Source organism: Flavobacterium sp., from assembly GCF_036782315.1.
In the GTDB taxonomy this organism is placed as follows: domain Bacteria; phylum Bacteroidota; class Bacteroidia; order Flavobacteriales; family Flavobacteriaceae; genus Flavobacterium.
In genome coordinates this window covers 47,606-65,975 of record NZ_DAIPZK010000003.1, presented here as the reverse complement: position 1 = coordinate 65,975, position 18,370 = coordinate 47,606, and the positions used below count along the sequence as shown (strand labels likewise).

Genomic DNA, 18,370 nt, shown 5'->3' with positions numbered 1-18,370 from the left:
GAATGGAAAAAGCTATAGCCTATTTGCGTAAACAAGATGTTATTTTTGAGAAAATCATCCAGCAATTTGGTTTTCCCACTCAGCCAAAAAGGCCTCAAGGTTTTGAAACATTAGTGTTACTAATTTTAGAACAACAGGTTTCCGTTGATTCCGCAAAAGCTACTTTTAATAAATTAAAAAAGGCAATTCCTGATTTTTCGGTTGAAAATCTATTTACTTTTTCGGTTGAAAATTTTCGCACTTGTGGTGTAAGTCGACAAAAAACACAGTACATCAAAGCTCTTGCTCAAGCTATTTTATCAAAGGAGTTAGATTTAGAAAGTTTAGCTTCAAAAGAACCAGAAATTGTTCGTCAGGAGCTCATCAAAATAAAAGGTATTGGTAATTGGACTATTGATATTTACTTAATGTTTTGTCTAGAGTCATTGGATATAATTCCCCTTGGTGATATTGCAGTTGTGAATACCATGAAAGAACTTTTAGATATTTATACAAAAGAAGAAATGGAAATCTATGCTCAAAAATGGAAACCGTATCGTTCAGTAGCAACTTATTTTCTTTGGCATTATTATCTGGAAAAAAGAGGAAGGAAAATTTCATATTAAATCTTTGTAAAATCTATACTTTTTTTGCAAAACTCTTTTGCTTCTCATGTTTTATAGTGATACCTTTGCACCCGCTTTAAAAATATAAGATAAAATGACAGCAGATAAAATTACTACATTTGATGTATTGATTGAGATTCCAAGAGGAAGTAGAAACAAATACGAATACGATTTTGAATTAAAAAGAATGCGTTTTGACAGAATGTTATTTTCGTCAATGATGTATCCTGCAGATTATGGATTTATTCCTGAAACGTTAGCTTTAGATGGCGATCCATTAGATGTTTTAGTTTTAGTAAACGAGCCAACTTTCCCAGGTTGTGTTATGGAAGTAAAGCCAATTGGTGTTTTCCACATGGCAGATGATAAAGGTCCAGATGAAAAAGTAATTTGTGTACCAGTTTCAGATCCAATTTGGAATAAATTAAACGATTTGAGTGATGTAAATCCGCATTTAATTAAAGAAATTGAGCATTTTTTCCAAGTTTACAAAGATTTGGAAAACAAAAAAGTAGATGTAGAAGGTTGGGGCGATGTTAATGAAGCAAAAGAAATTTTAGCAAAGTGTACAAGACGCTTCGAAGAGTTAGAAAATAAACCAGAAGGATTATTTAGCATTAAATAATTTCTTTACGAAATAAATAAAAGGCAGTATTTTTTGAAAAATATTGCCTTTTTTGTTTTAATTTCTTAATATTACCATAAAATTAACAAACACCAAAACTAAATTATATTTTATGGAATCAATGATGATTTATGTTCCTATAGTCATGGCACTATTAGGATTGGCATTTATGGCTGCCAAACGCGCTTGGGTTCTTAAGCAAGACGCCGGAGATGGAAAAATGAAAGAAATTTCAGATTACATTTACGAAGGAGCCTTGGCATTTTTAAAAGCAGAATACAAATTATTAACGTTTTTCGTTCTTGGAGCGAGTGTGGTTCTTGCGGGAATTTCATTTATTGTTCCAACAACACATTGGTTAATCGTAATTGCATTTATTTTCGGAGCAATTTTCTCGGCTTATGCTGGAAATATTGGAATGAAAATCGCAACAAAAACAAATGTTAGAACTACGCAAGCCGCTCGTACGAGTTTACCACAAGCTTTAAAAGTTTCTTTTGGTGGTGGAACCGTAATGGGATTAGGAGTTGCTGGTTTAGCTGTTTTAGGATTAACTGGATTTTTCATCATATTTTTTAGATTTTTCATGAACGGAGCATGGACATCAACAGATGACATGACTATCGTTCTTGAAACTTTAGCTGGATTCTCTCTTGGTGCTGAGTCAATCGCATTATTCGCACGTGTAGGTGGAGGAATTTACACAAAAGCGGCCGATGTTGGAGCAGACTTAGTAGGAAAAGTAGAAGCAGGAATTCCAGAAGATGATCCTCGTAATCCTGCTACAATTGCAGATAACGTTGGTGATAACGTTGGTGACGTTGCTGGAATGGGTGCCGATTTATTTGGTTCGTATGTAGCAACTGTTTTAGCGGCAATGGTTTTAGGAAATTATGTAATTAAAGATATGGGTGGTAAAATCGATGATGCTTTTGGCGGAATTGGACCTATTTTATTACCAATGGCAATCGCTGGTTTTGGAATTTTATTCTCTATCATTGGAACCATGTTAGTAAAAATTTCAAGCGACGATGCTAAAGAAGCGCAAGTACAAAAAGCATTAAACATCGGAAACTGGGTTTCTATCGTTTTAACTTTAATTTCTTGTTACTTCTTGGTTGACTTTATGTTGCCTGAAGTATTAACCTTAAACTTCTACGGTGAAGGTGAAAAAGAAATAGCTTCTATTAGAGTTTTCTATGCTACGATTGTTGGATTATTCGTAGGTGGAGCAATTTCATCTGTAACGGAATATTACACAGGATTAGGTACAAAACCAGTTTTAGCAATCGTACAAAAATCATCAACTGGAGCTGGAACTAATGTAATCGCTGGTTTAGCTACAGGTATGATTTCTACTTTCCCAACAGTTTTATTATTTGGAGGTGCAATTTGGGCTTCTTATGCTTTAGCTGGATTCTACGGTGTTGCTTTGGCAGCGTCTGCAATGATGGCTACAACTGCAATGCAATTAGCAATCGACGCTTTCGGACCAATTTCTGATAACGCTGGTGGAATCGCTGAAATGAGTGAATTACCAAAAGAAGTTCGTACAAGAACAGATATTTTGGATTCAGTTGGTAACACAACGGCTGCAACTGGAAAAGGTTTCGCAATTGCATCTGCTGCTTTAACTTCGTTAGCTTTATTCGCTGCTTATGTAACATTTACAGGAATTGATGGAATTAACATCTTCAAAGCGCCAGTATTAGCTATGTTGTTTATTGGAGGTATGATTCCTGTAGTTTTCTCTGCATTAGCAATGAACTCTGTTGGTAAAGCTGCAATGGATATGGTATATGAAGTACGTCGTCAGTTTAAAGAAATTCCAGGAATCATGGAAGGAACTGGAAAACCAGAATACGGAAAATGTGTTGAAATTTCTACAAAAGCCGCTTTACGCGAAATGATGTTACCAGGAATCTTAACGATTGGTTTCCCAATTGCAATTGTATTATTAGGTAAATTAGTTTATGGAGATAACAATCAATTAATCGCTGAAATGTTAGGTGGTTATATGGCAGGAGTTACCGTTTCAGGTGTGCTTTGGGCAGTATTCCAAAACAATGCTGGTGGAGCTTGGGATAATGCTAAAAAATCATTTGAAGCTGGAGTTGAAATCAACGGAGAAATGACGTACAAAGGTTCTGATGCTCACAAAGCTGCGGTAACTGGAGATACGGTTGGAGATCCATTTAAAGATACTTCTGGGCCATCAATGAACATCTTAATCAAATTAACGTGTTTAATTGGTTTAGTAATCGCTCCTATATTAGGAGGTCATGGCGCTACAACTGAAAACGGTTCTTGTTGTGCAAAAACAGAAATGATGTGTTGCGATACAGGAAAATGTGATATGTCTAAGTGTGCTGACATGACAAAAGAAGAATGTGCTAAAATGTGTGAAGACAATGGCTGTTCTGAAGAATGTAAAGAAAAATGTATGGCAATGTATGATGAAAACGGAAAATTCATTGGCAAAGAAAAACACGTTCACGGACCAAATTGCAACCACGATGATCACCAAGAAATCATCAACATGGAAGTTAAAAAAGTAAAAGACGCTAACGGAAAAGTAAAAGCAACCGTTACTTTAACTAAAATGGTTGATGGTAAAGAGGTAAAAGAAGAAAAAGTTTTTGAAGGAGACGATTTAGAAGTAGAAGCAAAAATTGCTGAACTAGGAAAATAATCTTTTTCGACACAAATAATGAAAACCGCGCAGCAATGTGCGGTTTTTTTATTTAATTTTATCCAAACAAACACAACTCCAATGAAATACAAAATACTGACTTTGTTGTTGCTTATTTCCACAATTAGCATTGCACAGCAAAATCTAAATATTATTCCGAAACCAAATTCAGTCGAAATCAAAAAAGGACATTTTGTTTTAAATAAAGAAACAGTAATCGTAGCGGATGAAAATTCTTTTGAGGCTATATTTTTGAAAGAAAGTATAAAAAGTCAAACGGGTTTGGAATTAAAAATCACCAATAAATTTACCAACAAAAACGTAATACAATTAGGAATTAAAATTCCCGACACAACAAATTTTGATAGAGAATATTACAATTTAAATATTTGGAAAAGCAAAATTCATATTTCTGCCTTTTCAAATAAAGGAGTATTTTATGGGATTCAGACTTTATTACAAATGATTCCTTATTCAAAATCAGGAGAGATTAGATTAAATAAAGTTTCTATTTCCGACCAACCCAAATTCCAATGGCGCGGTATACATTTAGATGTTTCTCGTCATTTCTTTCCAAAGGATTTCATCAAAAAATACATTGATTATTTAGCGATGTATAAAATGAATACTTTTCATTGGCATTTGACCGATGATCAAGGTTGGCGTATTGAAATCAAAAAATATCCTAAACTAACCGAAGTCGGAGCATGGCGAAACGGTTCCATGATTGGACATTACACCGACCAAACTTTCGACAACATTCGCTACGGAGGATTTTACACACAAGAAGAAATCAAAGAAATCGTTGCTTATGCCAAAGAACGCCACATCACAATTGTTCCCGAAATCGAAATGCCAGGTCATGCTTTAGCAGCATTAGCTTCTTATCCTGAATTTTCTTGTACAGGCGGACCTTTTGAAGTGGGAAAAACTTGGGGTGTTTTAGAAGATGTTTTTTGTCCAAAATACGAAACATTTACGTTTTTAGAAAATATTTTGACAGAAGTTATCGCGTTATTTCCATCTGAATATATTCACATTGGTGGTGATGAATGCCCAAAAGTGCGTTGGAAAAGTTGTCCGCATTGTCAAAAGAGAATCAAAGATGAAAACTTGAAAGACGAACACGAATTACAAAGTTATTTCATGCAACGAATCGAAAAATTTGTCAACAGTAAAGGGCGAAAAATCATCGGTTGGGACGAAATTTTAGAAGGTGGATTAGCACTAAACGCAGCCGTAATGAGTTGGCGCGGCACCGAAGGCGGAATTGCAGCTGCCAAACAAAAACATTTTGTAGTCATGTCGCCAGGTTCACATTGTTATTTCGACCACTATCAAGGCGAACCTAAAAATGAGCCAATTGCTTTTGGTGGTTATACGAATGTCGAAAAAGTGTATTCTTTTAATCCTATTCCAAAAGAACTTTCCGCAGAAGAATCGAAATATATTTTAGGAGCACAAGCCAATGTTTGGACGGAATACATCAACACACCACAACATGTTGAATATATGCTTTTTCCAAGAATAGCAGCGCTTTCTGAAGTCATTTGGGGAACTTCAAATTCAAAAGAATATAAAGAGTTTGAAAAGCGATTGATTTCACATTTTGAAATCTATGATAAAAAAGGAATCAATTACAGCAAAGCCATTTTTGAAGTAACTTCTAAAGTACAACCTGACGAAAACGGAGTAGCTTTCGAATTAAAATCTGTCAATCCAAACGGAATTAAATACACAACTGATGGTTCGGAACCAAATTGGAATTCAATTTCTTACGAAAAACCATTTCTAGTTACGAAAAACCAAACCATAAAAGCGGCTTATTTTGAAAACGGAAAAGTCAAAAGTGCTACTATCGAGCAACCATTTTTCATCACAAAGTCAACTGGAAAAAAGATTGAATTGGCACATCAACCACATGAAAATTATGGCATCGGTGGAAGTTTCACTTTGGTTGATGGTATGAAAGGAAATCCTTCAAAATTCGGTAGAGATTGGTTAGGCTTCTGGGGAAAAGATATGAATGCCACTATCGATTTAGGTAAAACAGAAACGATTTCAAAAATTAGTATCAACACACTTTTGTCAGAGGGAAGCTGGATATATCATCCAAAAGAAATTCAATTTTTAGTTTCTAATGATGGAGTAAACTTTCAATCGATTCAAATAATTTCACAAAAAGAAATTGAACTCAAAAAAGGAAAAGTAGTTGTTGAATTTCCCAAAACAAAAGCAAAATTCATTAAAATTGTTGCTAAAAACAACGGAATCATTGTAGATGGAAAACCTGGTGCTGGTTCGAATAGTTGGTTATTTGTAGACGAAATAAGTGTAGAATAATGACAAACAGAAGAAATTTTTTAAAAACAACCGCATTAGCAACAGCTGGCGTAGCGTTTCAGGCTTTCAACGGAAAATCTGAGGAAACTGAAATAGATATTAATTCAGGAAAAGTGAATAAACCTATTGTGCTTTCTACTTGGCGTTTTGGTATTGAAGCTAACGAAGCCGCTTGGGAAATTCTGAAAAACAAAGGTCGCGCTTTAGATGCAGTGGAAGCTGGTGTAAAAATCCCAGAAGGCGATCCAAATGAAAGAAGTGTGGGTTATGGCGGTCGTCCTGATAGAGATGGTCGTGTAACATTAGACGCTTGTATCATGGATGAATTTTCAAATATTGGTTCGGTGGCTTGTTTGGAACACATCAAACATCCTATTTCCGTAGCAAGAATGGTGATGGAGAAAACGCCTCATGTAATGTTGGTTGGTGATGGCGCTTTGCAGTTTGCCTTATCTAAAGGATTTCAAAAGGAAAATTTATTGTTAGAAGCTTCCGAAAAAGAATGGAAGGAATGGCTAAAAACCAGTGAATATTTGCCAAAAGCCAACATTGAAAATCACGACACCATCGGAATGATTGCTTTAGATGCGCAAGGCAATTTATCGGGCGCGTGCACTACAAGTGGTATGGCATTCAAAATGCATGGAAGAGTAGGTGATTCTCCTATTATCGGTGCTGGTTTGTATGTGGATAATGAAATTGGAGCCGCAACAGCAACAGGCCATGGTGAAGAAGTAATCCGAATTACAGGCTGTCATTTGGTAGTGGAATTAATGCGTCAAGGAAAATCACCTCAAAAAGCCTGTGAAGAAGCGGTAATGCGAATCGTAAAACTGACACAAAATCGTGGGAAAAACTTAAAAGATATCCAAGTTGGGTTCATTGCTTTGAACAAAAAAGGTGAATATGGTTCGTATTGTGTACAAGGAGGTTTCAATTATGCCGTTCACGATGCAACTGGAAATAAATTAATCGATGCGAATTATTATTTAAAAACTTAATATTATTAACCACATAGAAACATAGATAAAAAAGGCTAATAGAGTCCATTTATGGATTCACAAAGTATATGTTTCCTATGTTAGTGAAACGACCTTATTCTTTTTAAAATAAACTATGTTTCTATGTGGTTTAAAGTATTTTTATGAATTTGAAGAAACTTGAAATTGCTTGTTTTAACCTTGAATCTGCTCTCATCGCGCAAAAGGCGGGAGCCGATAGAGTAGAATTATGCGCTGATATGTCGGTTGGAGGGACAACTCCAACTATCGAAATGATACAAAAAGCTCGTGAACATTTGACAATCGATATTAATATAATGATTCGTTCTAGAGGTGGAAATTTTGTGTATTCGGATTCAGAATTTGAACAAATGAAATCGGAAATCGAGACCATCAAAAAACTTGGAGTTAATGGATTTGTTTTTGGGATTTTGAAAGAGGATAATACGATTAATATAGAACAAAATAAAGCCTTAGTTGAATTAGCGAAACCATTCCCTTGTACTTTTCATAGAGCTTTTGATGAGGTCTTGGATTATAAACAAGCATTGGAAGATGTTATCTCGTGCGGATTTTCAACAATTCTAACTTCGGGAATTTTTCCAAACGTCATGGAAGGAAAAGAAGTTTTGAAACAATTAGTCATTCAAGCGAATAATCGCATAGAAATAATGCCCGGTGGAGGATTGCGTTCGACCAATATTTTAGAATTAGACGAAATGGTTAATGCAAATTGGTATCATTCATCAGCGATTACCGATGGAAGTGAAATTACTAATCCAGAAGAAATAATGCAACTAAAGAATAAACTCCAATCTTAAATGAACTTCTTAATTTGATGCTTTCACTTTCAAAACCTATGTGACTTATATGTTTAAAAAAATAACATTATTTCTAATTTTCATTTGCTATTCCATTTTTGGACAAACTTCCTATCGCAATTTGTCAACAGAAAATTGGACATTCAACAAGCAAAACGAAACAAAAAAACATAAGGCAACCATTCCTGGAACTATTCACACGGATTTATTCCAAAACCAATTAATTCTTGAACCGTTTTTTGGAGCTAATGAAAAGCAATTGCAATGGATTGAAAATGAAAATTGGGAATACGAAACACATTTTACATTATCAGAATCGGAATTCAAAACTCAAAATATCGATTTGGAATTTGAGGGTTTGGACACCTATGCAACCGTTTTTTTGAACGGAAACGTAGTTTTAGAAGCTGATAATATGTTCCGAAAATGGACTATTTCTGTTAAATCACATTTGAAAATCGGAATCAATCATTTAAAAGTGGTTTTTCATTCGGCAGTTCAAAAAGGGAAAGAAGAAGCGAAAAGATTATCTTATACTTTACCTGAAAAAGAACGTGTTTTTGTTCGAAAAGCACAATATCAATTCGGTTGGGATTGGGGACCACGATTTGTAACTGCTGGAATTTGGAAACCAGTCCAATTGAAATTTTGGAATTCAGCTAAAATCGAGCACATAAAATACAGTCAAATCGAATTGAATAACAAAAAAGCGATTTTAGAATTTACAACCGAAATTTATGTTTCCAAAGTCAAAACAATTCAGCTAAAAATCAATGAAAAATCGCAAACATTTAACCTGAAAAAAGGCAAGAACAAAATCAAAATGCAATATGAAATTGCCAATCCAAAATTGTGGTGGTGTAACGGATTAGGGGATGCGAATTTGTATCCTTTTAATGTTGAAATCAATCAGAAAAAGCAGCTATTGGATTCAAAAAAACTACATATAGGCTTGCGAACTATCGAATTAATCCAAGAAAAAGATCAAGTTGGAAGCAGTTTTTACTTCAAATTAAACGGAAAGTCCGTGTTTATGAAAGGTGCCAATGTGGTTCCGCCTGACAGTTTTTTACCACGAGTTTCGGATGCTACTTATTTTTCTTTAGTTGAAAATGCTAAAAAAGCGAATATGAACATGCTTCGCGTTTGGGGCGGTGGCGTTTATTTTGATGATGCGTTTTATGAAGCTTGCGATGCTAACGGAATTTTAGTTTGGCAAGATTTTATGTTTGCTTGTTCGATGTATCCTGGCGATGAAAAATTTGTGCAAAATGTAAAACAAGAAGTAATTGATAACGTAAATCGTTTACAAAATCATCCGAGTATTGCGATTTGGTGTGGTAATAATGAAAATGATGAAGGCTGGCATAATTGGGGTTGGCAAAAACAATTCAATTATTCCAAAGCCGATTCGACTCAAATTTGGAACGATTACAAAAAAGTGTTTCATGAAATGATTCCGCAAACATTAGATAGTTTACTTCCGAAAGAAAAGAATATTTATTGGTCGTCATCGCCTTCGATTGGTTGGGGAAGAAAAGAAAGTTTGTTGCAAGGCGATTCTCATTATTGGGGCGTTTGGTGGGGAAAAGAACCATTTGAAATTTATGAGAAAAAAGTAGGGCGTTTTATGAGCGAATATGGTTTTCAAGGGATGCCAAATTTGGGAACTTTGAAAAAAGTGATACCTAAACAAGACTTAAATTTCACTTCCGAAGCCTTCAAAAATCATCAAAAACATCCAACAGGTTATGAAACCATCAACGAATATATGGAACGTGATTATGTGGTGCCAAAAGATTTTGAAGATTATTTATATGTTTCTCAATTGTTGCAAGCTCGTGGAATGCAAATAGCTATTGAAGCCCACCGAAGAGCTAAACCCTATTGCATGGGAACTTTGTATTGGCAGTTGAATGATTGTTGGCCCGTTACGTCATGGAGTTCGTTGGATTATTTTGGCAATTGGAAAGCGTTTCATTATCAAGCCAAAAGAAGTTTTGAGAATGTATTGCTTTCGGTTGCAGATGAAAATAACAAATATGAAGTGTATTTAGTGAATGATACTTTTGAAAAACAATTTGGAAAACTAGAATTAGAATTGTTTTCTTTTGATGGAAAATCGCTTTGGAAGACTTCGAAAGAAATAAAAGTTGAGGAGAATTCGAGTGCAGTATGGTTTGAAATACCGAAAGTTATTTTAGAAAAATTCGATTTGCAGCAATCTGTTTTTAAAATTCAATTTAATGAAGTAAAAACCAACTACTTTTTTGCAAAACCTAAAGAATTGAAACTATCCGAACCAAACATACAAATCAAAACTATTGATGATGTAACTATTGAAATTTCTTCGGATGTTTTAGCTAAGGATGTTTTTCTGTATTCGGATAATAATGTATTTTTTGAAGACAATTATTTCGACTTGTTACCTAATGAAAAACGAATCATCAAGTTGTCGAAACTAGTGCAAAACATAAAAGTAAAATCGTTGTTTGATGCAATGAAATAAAAAAAACGCCTCAATTGAGGCGTTTCGTATATCTAAAATAATCCATTAATTTCAGCATCAATTCTATTGATAATCATTCCTAAATCTTCGGGATTGTTTACAAAATCCACATTGTCAACATCAATAATCACTAATTTTCCTTTATTGTAGGTTTGAATCCAAGCTTCGTATCTTTCGTTCAAACGACTTAAATAGTCAATCGAAATGGAATTTTCGTAGTCTCTACCTCTTTTGTGAATTTGGCTCACTAAATTTGGAATTGAACTTCTTAAATAAATCAATAAATCTGGCGATCCCACTAAACTTTCCATCAATTCGAAAAGCGAAGTATAGTTGTTGTAATCTCTATTCGACATTAATCCCATTGCATGAAGATTGGGTGCGAAAATATGCGCATCTTCATAAATGGTTCGATCTTGAATAATGTTTTTACCACTTTTACGAATTTGCAATACTTGACGAAAACGACTGTTTAAGAAATAAATTTGAAGATTAAAACTCCAGCGTTCCATTTGATGATAAAAATCATCCAAATACGGATTATCCACAACATCTTCAAAGTGTGGTTCCCATTTAAAATGTTTGGCTAATAATCGCGTTAATGTAGTTTTTCCGGCTCCAATATTTCCTGCTACTGCTATGTGCATTATGGTAAAATTATTTTATAATTAGTAATTTCATTTTGGGTAAAAATAGACAAAATTCCATCTCTAAAGAAAAATTTTGAAATGATTTTTTCATCAATTGCTATTTTACTACTACTCTTCGATTTTGCTTCATAGTAATATAATTCTTCATCAGATTCATAGATGTAATTACCGTTTTTGGTTAACTGAATAGCATCGAATTTTTTTAAAAGACCTAATTTTTCGATAGTCCCATAGATAGAAATACGATATAGATTCAAATTTTTATCGATCCAATAAAAATGCGTGTAATCCGACTCGTAATATGTTACAGGATTTTCAAGCATAGTAGAAATCCATTTTACAGTCTCAGTATTTACATTATATAATCCAATTTTTGAGGAAATGCTATCAAAAATCCAAATTTGATTTTGTGAAGATAATGCCACCGCTTCTAAAGTAACAGGAGTTGATTTTAAATTGAAGTCTATCTTTTTGATTTCGTTCAACTGATTATCCAAAAGCACAACTGTGTTGAAATTTTTATAAAAAACTACAATTTGCAACGGATTTTGGAAGTCAACTTTTGTGATTTTTCCTAAACTTAAATTGGTATATTGAAATAATTTGGAGCTTTTTTTAAGTAAAACATTATTTTTTATACTATAGCTATTTTGTTGATTATCAAATCCTAAAAAGGTATCACATTCGCATTCTATGGTTTCAATCTTTTTTACAGAAAGCACTTCCTGACTCTCCATAGAAAGACAGTTGAGGTTTAAAATGAGTATAAATAGAATTTTTTTTAGTGACACTTCTTAAACTATTTCTTGAAATTAGGGTCTAATATACTACTTTAACATAAAAATAGCATTTAAAATATGTAACAAAATACATTTTTTAGAGTCTATTACATAGCTAAAACATCTGATAACAATGAAAAAAATTATTATTGCTTCGATTTTTATGATTTCTGGGTTTTTAAATGCTCAGAATTTTCAAGGCATGGCCGTTTATGAATCTAAAACAAGTACCGCAGATTTTATGAAAGGTATGAGTGGAAACAGAGACATGACGCCTGAAATGCATAAACAAATAGAAGAGCGTATGAAAAAAATGTTTGAAAGAACATTTGTTTTAAACTTCGATAAATCAGCTTCAATTTACAAAGAAGAAGAAAAACTAGATGCACCAGGACAACAAGGTGGAGGAAGAATGATGATGTCTATGATGGGCGGAGGTGGAACGCATTATAAAAATGCAAAAGACAAGCAGTACATTGTGGATAAAGAGTTTTTTGGGAAAGAGTTTTTAATTAAAGATTCATTGCCAAAATACAATTGGAAATTAGAAGGTGAGTCAAAACAAATTGGTAATTACACTTGTTTTAAAGCTACTGCAGTAGTTAAAGTAAGTGAATCAGATTTTAGAAATTTCAGATTTAGAAATAATAATAATGCAGCTAAAGAAGGTGAGAAAAAAGCTGAAACAGTGAAAGATACGACTAAAGCAAAAAAAACCAATTTTACAGATGATTGGGAAATGCCTAAAGAAAATGTAATTACAGCTTGGTATTGTCCTGAAATTCCGGTAAATCAAGGTCCAGAAAATTATTGGGGTTTACCAGGTTTAATTTTAGAGGTTAACGATGGTAAAACAGTTATTTTATGTTCTAAATTAGTTTTAAATTCTAAAGATAAAGTAGAAATTAAGCCTGTTTCTAAAGGGAAAGTGGTTACTCAAAAAGAGTTTGACGAAACCGTAAAAAAGAAAATGGAAGAAATGCGAGAAATGAATTCAGGTCCAGGAAGTGGAAATCGTATGCAATTTAGAATGGGTAGATAATTTTAGTACAACGATGAAAAAAATAATATTATTTTTTATAATGGCACTTACTACAAGTGCCTTTTCTCAAAACATACGTTTCGAAGGGACAGTTAAAGATACAACTGGAGTTGGTTTAGAAATGGCAAATATCATGGCAATTAATCAACAAACAAAAGCCATGGATGCATACGCTATTACTAATGAGGCAGGAAAATATATTTTAAGCTTAAAATCAAATACAACTTATACAATTAAGGTGAGTTACATTGGTTTTCAAACGTTTGAAAAATCTGTTACAACAGGAACTACAACAATGAATTATCCTGTAGTTTTAAAAGAAGGAACTCAATTAAAAGAAGTTGAAGTGGTTCATGTGATGCCCGTTACAGTTTCTGGTGATACAATTATTTACAATTCCGATTCTTTTACCAATGGTACAGAGCGAAAGTTAGAAGATGTTTTGAAAAAACTTCCTGGAGTAGAAGTTAATAAAGACGGTGAGATTGAAGTAGAGGGCAAAAAAGTTCAAAAAGTAATGGTCGAAGGGAAAGATTTCTTCGATGGTGATACTAAATTAGCTACTAAAAATATACCAGCGGATGCTTTAGATAAAATTCAAGTTCTTAGAAATTATAATGAAGTTTCTAATTTAAAAGGATTAGAAAATAATGAGGAAAGTATTGCGTTAAACATCAAACTGAAAGAAGGCAAAAAGAATTTTTGGTTTGGAGATATGACCGCCGGTATTGGTGTTGGAATGGAAGATACACGTTATATAGTGAATCCCAAATTGTTTTATTACAATCCAAAATATAGTTTGAATGTAATTACTAATATGAATAATATTGGCGAGTTGCCATTAACAGCTCAAGATTATTTCAAATTTACTGGTGGTTTCAAAAATATGATGCGTAAAGGAGGTTCTTCTTTTAATGTAGTTTCCAATGATTTAGGAATTATGGGGCTTCGTAACAATCAAGCAGCAAATATAGAATCAACTTTTGGTGCGGCTAACTTTAGTTTTAATCCTTCAAAAGCTTGGACTTTAAGTGGTTTTGGTATTCTATTAGGGAATAAAACGGAAATTGAAAACAAAACCGTTTCTAATCGTGTAGATAATTTACCAGATGGTTCTTCTCAAACTATAACAGAAACGCGAGAAGATTTTACAAGACAAAAAAGTAATCAAGTTTTGTTAAAGTTGAGTTCAAGTTATGTGCCATCAGAAAAATTACATTTTGATTATGATGCTTTGATTAAGATTTCTGATCAAAAAGAAAATACAAGTGTTTTTTCAAGTTTACTTTCTGATATTTACACCGCTAAAAAACAAAATCCATTTTCGGTAAACCAAAATCTTAACTATTATTATACTTTAAATGATAAACATGTTTTTGGTTTTGAAATGCAACATTTGTATCAAAATGAAGATCCATTTTACAATGCAAATTTAGAAACGTTGCCTTTTGCGCCTTTATTAACTGGCTATATTAATGAAGGTCCAGGGGTTAGAGATGATGTTACTCAAAAACGTTTTGTTCAAACAAATAAAGTAGATACCAAGTTTGATTATTATTATATGTTAACTCCAAAAAGTAATATTAATTTGACTTTAGGAAATACTTATTCGTACCAAAATTTTGATTCTTCTATTTTCCAGGTTTTAAACAATGGTACTCTAAATAATCTAACAGATCCAACTACAGTTAATAATGTAAATTATGCATTTAATGATGTATTTTTAGGAGTTCATTATAAATTCATGAAAGGTAAGTTTACGTTTAATCCAGGATTTAGTGTACACCAATTTAATACAAATGACCAACAATTGGGTTCATCAAATAAACAATCTTTTAATAGAATTTTGCCTGATGTTTATGCGCTTTGGCAAATTAAAAAATCGGAAACATTAACATATAATTATTCATTTACAAATAACTTCACAGATATTAATAAGTTAGCGCAAGGATATGTGTTTTCAAATTATAACAGTTTATTTAGCGGGAATAGATTCTTAGAAAACTCAACTTCTCAAGTTCACTCTTTGCGTTATTTTAAATATAACATGTTCAATTTTGAGAATATTTTTGCTAATCTTACTTATACAAAACAAGTTGAGGCAATAAAAAACAGAGCATTATTAGTAGGCGTGAATCAAATATCTTCATCGGTTAATATTAATTCAAATTTTCCAGATGAAACATTATCTGCAAGCGGAAACTACGGTCGCTCATTTGCAAGGTATTATAAAGCCAATGTAAGAGCGTCTTTTAACTGGTCAAAATTTAACAACATACGTGTGTATCCTGATGCGGATTCAGATCCTAATAATAATCCATCAGCTATTCAAAGTGTTGAATCTTATTCACAAAATTACAATGTTAGTTTTTCAACTAATTACAAGAAGTTGCCAAATTTAACGCTAGGATATAATTTTACAATTAATGATAACTTCTCTGACATTATTTATATTGATAGTCCTACACTTACATTAGAATATTATTTCTTGGATGCTTTTTCTTTTGTTTCAGAATACTCTTATTTTCATAATAGAAATAAAGCTAAAACAATTGATAGCGAATATGATTTCTTAACAGCGAGTTTGATGTATCAAAAGAAAAATAGTAAATGGGAATGGAAACTTTCAGGAACAAACCTGTTAGATACAAAGTCTTTAGATACTAATAGTTTTAGTCAATTAGGAGGGACAAGTAGTTTTTCAAGTTATAGAGTCCAACCAAGATTTGTGATTTTAAGTTTAAAATATACTTTGTAAACAAAAAAGCCTGACAATTATGTCAGGCTTTTTTTTGAATAATTCCTTATAATTTAAAAACAGTTTTTACTTTGTCTACGAAATCTAATTTTTCCCATGTAAATAATTCAACAGTTACTGTTTTAGATTCACCACCTGGAGCAGTAAACGTTTTTGTTACAGTTTCTGGAGTTCTTCCCATGTGTCCGTAAGCAGCAGTTTCGCTGTAGATTGGATTTCTTAATTTCAAACGTTGTTCGATGAAGTATGGACGCATATCAAAAATGCTTTCTACTACTTTACTAATTTCTCCATCAGTTAAGTTTACTTTCGATGTTCCGTAAGTGTTTACATTGATTGATGTTGGTTCAGCAACTCCGATAGCGTAAGAAACTTGAACTAAAATTTCATCAGCAACTCCAGCAGCTACTAAATTTTTAGCAATATGACGTGTTGCATAAGCAGCAGAACGGTCTACTTTAGATGGATCTTTTCCTGAGAATGCACCCCCACCGTGAGCTCCTTTTCCTCCATAAGTATCAACGATGATTTTTCTTCCAGTTAAACCAGTATCTCCATGAGGTCCTCCAATTACAAATTTTCCTGTTGGGTTAATATGGTATTTAATGGCATCATTGAATAAGTGAGCATATTGAGGATTTTTAGCAATCACTCTTGGAATCAAAATTTCGATAATATCTTTTTTGATTTTCGCTAACATTGTTGGTTCGTCAGCAAAATCATCATGTTGTGTTGAAACTACAATAGCATCAATTCTAACAGGTTTGTTATCGTCAGAATATTCTAAAGTAACCTGAGATTTAGCATCCGGACGTAAGTAAGTAATTTCTTTGTTTTCTCTTCTTAAATCCGCTAATTCTTGAAGAATTTGGTGAGATAATTTCAAAGCTAACGGCATGAACTCAGCAGTTTCGTTTGTGGCATAACCAAACATCATTCCTTGGTCACCAGCACCTTGCTCTTCTTTACTAGCTCTGTCAACACCTTGGTTAATATCGGCTGACTGTTCGTGAATTGCTGATAAAACACCACAAGAATTCGCTTCAAACATATATTCGCTTTTTGTATAACCAATTTTCTTGATTACATCTCTTGCGATAGTTTGTACATCTAAATACGTATTTGATTTTACTTCTCCAGCTAAAATTACTTGACCAGTAGTAACTAACGTTTCACAAGCTACTTTTGACTCAGGGTCAAATGCTAAAAAGTTATCAATTAATGCGTCTGAAATTTGATCCGCAACTTTGTCAGGATGTCCTTCACTCACTGATTCTGACGTAAATAAATAAGCCATAATAAAATATTTTTAAATTTTAGCGAGGAAAAATAATTGCAGATGCTGCCTAAAGGAGTAGTAATTACTGCTTTAGCATTTTTTAATGAGGTTGCAATCAGTTCAAATTTTTCCTCTTAGTTTTCTGATGCAAATTTATAAAATGTATTTTGAATTATAATAAATATTTTTCTTTTTCTTAAAATTAACTATTTGTCGATTATACATGCTCTATAACGATGATAATTAAAATATAAAGTTACACTATGTAGCTTTGTATCGTAACATTAAAATTATTATTATGAAGAAAACATTACTTTATTTTTTATTGATTCCAGTTTTTGGATTTTCGCAAAACCTTTTCAATTATGGTTTTAATGGTGATACTGCCGCTTTAACAGCAGCAGGTTGGGTTAGAACAAATCAGAGCGGTCAAGCGTCAACAACGTTGTGGACAGTTGCGTCTTATACTCAAGTTACAGTTAGTTCTACTGTGAATCCTACCCCTTTTCAGAATCAAGTTTATAACATTGGCGAAGTTTGTCCAATTCCAAATGGTCAAGATGGTACTCCTAATACATTTGCATTAGTAAATTTTTCTAGCACTACAAATACTTCAACTAATGGTGCGACTATCAGCAATTGGTTAATAACGCCAGAGATAACAGTACAAAATGGTGATATTGTTTCTTTTTATACTAGAAAAGGGACAAGTGGAACGACAGATTATCCAGATCGTTTAGAATTGAGAATGAGTCCAAATAACTCACCTGCGTTGCCTAACAATGCAAATAGTGTTGGCGGATTTACTACACTGGGAGTGTCCGTTAATCCAAATTTATTAGGAGGATTTGTATATCCAAAAGTTTGGACACAATATTCTTATGTGGTTGACGGGCTTTCAGGTCCAACAGCTGTTAAGTTTGCTTTTAGATATTTCGTTACTAATGGTGGGTCAAATGCAACAAATTCTGATATTATAGGAATTGATACATTTTCAGTTGATAGACCGCTAAGTTCTGATACATTTTTCAAAAATAACTTTTCAATTTATCCTAATCCGGTTAATAATGTGTTAAATATTTCTTTGAAAAATGAAATGACAATCAATAGTTTGTCAATTACTGATTTAAATGGAAGAGTGGTTGTGTCAATAAATTCTTCAAGCACTTCAATTGATGTATCAAATTTATCTTCAGGAGTTTATTTTGTTTCAATAGAAACAAATGAAGGAAAAGGGACTTCTAAGTTTGTGAAAAATTAATTTTT

At 33.0% G+C, this 18,370-nt stretch carries 13 protein-coding genes; 10 read left to right on the top strand and 3 right to left on the bottom strand.

Annotated elements, in window-relative coordinates:
* Positions 1-2 precede the first annotated feature (2 nt).
* From V7P59_RS03980 to V7P59_RS03950, 7 genes are all read left to right on the top strand, one after another.
* On the top strand, positions 3-605 hold the full coding sequence (locus V7P59_RS03980) for a DNA-3-methyladenine glycosylase family protein (protein ID WP_333808875.1): 603 nt from the start codon (positions 3-5) through the stop codon (positions 603-605).
* 94 nt (positions 606-699) lie between these two features.
* Complete coding sequence (locus tag V7P59_RS03975; RefSeq protein ID WP_333808874.1) at positions 700-1,230, top strand: inorganic diphosphatase; 531 nt, start codon at positions 700-702, stop codon at positions 1,228-1,230.
* Positions 1,231-1,342: 112 nt separating this feature from the next.
* A complete protein-coding gene (locus tag V7P59_RS03970; protein ID WP_333808873.1) occupies positions 1,343-3,922 on the top strand; it encodes a sodium-translocating pyrophosphatase in 2,580 nt (859 codons plus the stop codon).
* Positions 3,923-4,003: 81 nt separating this feature from the next.
* Positions 4,004-6,265, top strand: coding sequence for a glycoside hydrolase family 20 protein (locus V7P59_RS03965; protein ID WP_333808872.1), 2,262 nt, complete (start codon positions 4,004-4,006; stop codon positions 6,263-6,265).
* Positions 6,265-7,266, top strand: a complete 1,002-nt coding sequence (locus V7P59_RS03960; protein ID WP_333808871.1) for an isoaspartyl peptidase/L-asparaginase — start codon at positions 6,265-6,267, stop codon at positions 7,264-7,266. The genes V7P59_RS03965 and V7P59_RS03960 overlap by 1 nt, the downstream gene beginning before the upstream one ends.
* 143 nt (positions 7,267-7,409) lie before the next feature.
* Positions 7,410-8,087 carry a copper homeostasis protein CutC gene (locus V7P59_RS03955; RefSeq protein ID WP_333808870.1) on the top strand — a complete coding sequence of 226 codons (678 nt, stop codon included), beginning with the start codon at positions 7,410-7,412 and terminating at the stop codon, positions 8,085-8,087.
* Positions 8,088-8,136: 49 nt separating this feature from the next.
* Complete coding sequence (locus V7P59_RS03950; protein ID WP_333808869.1) at positions 8,137-10,596, top strand: beta-mannosidase; 2,460 nt, start codon at positions 8,137-8,139, stop codon at positions 10,594-10,596.
* Between the two features lie 32 nt (positions 10,597-10,628).
* Here V7P59_RS03950 and V7P59_RS03945 read toward each other — a convergent pair whose 3' ends face one another.
* Entirely contained in the window at positions 10,629-11,243 is a 615-nt protein-coding gene (locus V7P59_RS03945; protein ID WP_333808868.1) for a deoxynucleoside kinase, read from the bottom strand.
* Complete coding sequence (locus tag V7P59_RS03940) at positions 11,243-11,983, bottom strand: hypothetical protein (protein ID WP_333808867.1); 741 nt, start codon at positions 11,981-11,983, stop codon at positions 11,243-11,245. The genes V7P59_RS03945 and V7P59_RS03940 overlap by 1 nt, the downstream gene beginning before the upstream one ends.
* Positions 11,984-12,158: 175 nt before the next feature.
* Here V7P59_RS03940 and V7P59_RS03935 point away from each other — a divergent pair, with 175 nt between their 5' ends.
* Together V7P59_RS03935 and V7P59_RS03930 are read left to right on the top strand one after the other, a co-directional pair.
* Positions 12,159-13,067: a GLPGLI family protein gene (locus V7P59_RS03935; RefSeq protein WP_333808866.1), complete on the top strand. Its 909-nt coding sequence runs from the start codon at positions 12,159-12,161 to the stop codon at positions 13,065-13,067.
* 13 nt (positions 13,068-13,080) lie between these two features.
* Positions 13,081-15,825, top strand: a complete 2,745-nt coding sequence (locus tag V7P59_RS03930; RefSeq protein WP_333808865.1) for a carboxypeptidase-like regulatory domain-containing protein — start codon at positions 13,081-13,083, stop codon at positions 15,823-15,825.
* Positions 15,826-15,871: 46 nt separating this feature from the next.
* On the opposite strand, the gene metK is transcribed toward V7P59_RS03930, so the two are convergent.
* Positions 15,872-17,122, bottom strand: coding sequence for a methionine adenosyltransferase (metK, locus tag V7P59_RS03925; protein WP_333808864.1), 1,251 nt, complete (start codon positions 17,120-17,122; stop codon positions 15,872-15,874).
* 280 nt (positions 17,123-17,402) lie between these two features.
* Between metK and V7P59_RS03920 the strand changes: the two genes are divergently transcribed.
* Positions 17,403-18,365, top strand: coding sequence for a T9SS-dependent choice-of-anchor J family protein (locus V7P59_RS03920; RefSeq protein WP_333808863.1), 963 nt, complete (start codon positions 17,403-17,405; stop codon positions 18,363-18,365).
* Positions 18,366-18,370: the final 5 nt, after the last annotated feature.

Bases quoted from the DNA above. Each gene is read 5' to 3' on its own strand.
- V7P59_RS03980 (WP_333808875.1), top strand. From the start codon at position 3: ATGGAAAAAGCTATAGCCTATTTGCGTAAACAAGATGTTATTTTTGAG.
- V7P59_RS03975 (WP_333808874.1), top strand. From the start codon at position 700: ATGACAGCAGATAAAATTACTACATTTGATGTATTGATTGAGATTCCA.
- V7P59_RS03970 (WP_333808873.1), top strand. From the start codon at position 1,343: ATGGAATCAATGATGATTTATGTTCCTATAGTCATGGCACTATTAGGA.
- V7P59_RS03965 (WP_333808872.1), top strand. From the start codon at position 4,004: ATGAAATACAAAATACTGACTTTGTTGTTGCTTATTTCCACAATTAGC.
- V7P59_RS03960 (WP_333808871.1), top strand. From the start codon at position 6,265: ATGACAAACAGAAGAAATTTTTTAAAAACAACCGCATTAGCAACAGCT.
- V7P59_RS03955 (WP_333808870.1), top strand. From the start codon at position 7,410: ATGAATTTGAAGAAACTTGAAATTGCTTGTTTTAACCTTGAATCTGCT.
- V7P59_RS03950 (WP_333808869.1), top strand. From the start codon at position 8,137: ATGTTTAAAAAAATAACATTATTTCTAATTTTCATTTGCTATTCCATT.
- V7P59_RS03945 (WP_333808868.1), bottom strand. From the start codon at position 11,243: ATGCACATAGCAGTAGCAGGAAATATTGGAGCCGGAAAAACTACATTA.
- V7P59_RS03940 (WP_333808867.1), bottom strand. From the start codon at position 11,983: ATGGAGAGTCAGGAAGTGCTTTCTGTAAAAAAGATTGAAACCATAGAA.
- V7P59_RS03935 (WP_333808866.1), top strand. From the start codon at position 12,159: ATGAAAAAAATTATTATTGCTTCGATTTTTATGATTTCTGGGTTTTTA.
- V7P59_RS03930 (WP_333808865.1), top strand. From the start codon at position 13,081: ATGAAAAAAATAATATTATTTTTTATAATGGCACTTACTACAAGTGCC.
- metK (WP_333808864.1), bottom strand. From the start codon at position 17,122: ATGGCTTATTTATTTACGTCAGAATCAGTGAGTGAAGGACATCCTGAC.
- V7P59_RS03920 (WP_333808863.1), top strand. From the start codon at position 17,403: ATGAAGAAAACATTACTTTATTTTTTATTGATTCCAGTTTTTGGATTT.